Here is a 926-nt window from a genome sequence, read left to right on the forward strand (position 1 = left end):
CAACAGCAACATCCCCATCGAGATGATCGAGGCGCAGCTGCCGCTCACCGTGGTCCGCTACGGGTTGCGCGACGGCAGCGGCGGCGAGGGAAAATTCCGCGGCGGCCTCGGGCTGGTCCGTGAGTGGCGGATCGACAGCCCGCGCTGCTTCTTCACCGCGAATATGGACCGCTTCGACCACGCGCCCTACGGCCTCGCCGGCGGCGGCTCCGCGGCGCCGGGCGAGCTCGTCCTGCGGCGCGATGGCGCGGAATCGCCCATTCCGCCCAAGACCGACAACCTGCCGCTGCGCCATGGCGACGTTGTCAGGCTGGAGACCTCGGGCGGCGGCGGATTCGGACCAGTCGCGGATCGGACGCCGGCGGCGAAGGCGCATGACGAGGCGATGGGCTACCTGTGAGCTTCGACCCGACGCAGCACCGCCTCGCGCCGCAGCGCTGATTCGAGGATTTTTCCATTGGCGAGGCCTTCCGGCTCCCCAGCCGGACGATGACGGAGGCCATCTTCCTGGCCTTCCAGGCGGCCTCCGGCGACAATCACCCCATCCACTATGACGTGGAGTTCTGCCGCGCCCGCGGCATGCCGCATATGCTCGCGCACGGCTTCCAGGTGCTGATCCAGACGGCGGCCGGCGCCGGGCTGCTACCCTTCCTCATCGAGGACAGCCTGAAGGGCTTCCTGGAGCAGTCCAGCAAGTTCCCGCACCCGGTCTTCGTCGGCGATACGCTCTACGCGATGCTCACCGTGGATGAGCTGACGCCGGGCCGCACCACCGGCGTGCTGGGCCTTACCTCCACCGAGCACAACCAGGCGGGCGTCCTCGTGATGGAAGGCCGCCAGCGCTATCTCCTCCGGAAGCGTCTGGCCGGTTGACCCTGACCTCCTCGCGCGACACCCTTTCCTCAGAAATCACGGAGGGACGGGAA

Annotated in this window: 1 protein-coding gene and 1 pseudogene; both read left to right on the top strand. The window is 68.5% G+C overall.

Annotation, left to right across the window (positions count from 1 at the left end; genetic code table 11):
- On the top strand, positions 1-400 hold a 400-nt coding region (locus tag AC1DWF_RS32870), incomplete at its 5' end, for a hydantoinase B/oxoprolinase family protein (protein WP_476842702.1).
- Positions 397-873 (top strand): annotated as a pseudogene (locus tag AC1DWF_RS32875) (MaoC family dehydratase). The gene AC1DWF_RS32870 and the pseudogene AC1DWF_RS32875, both read left to right, overlap by 4 nt.
- The last annotated feature ends 53 nt before the right edge of the window (positions 874-926 follow it).

Source organism: Aminobacter sp. P4_D5, assembly GCF_056401815.1.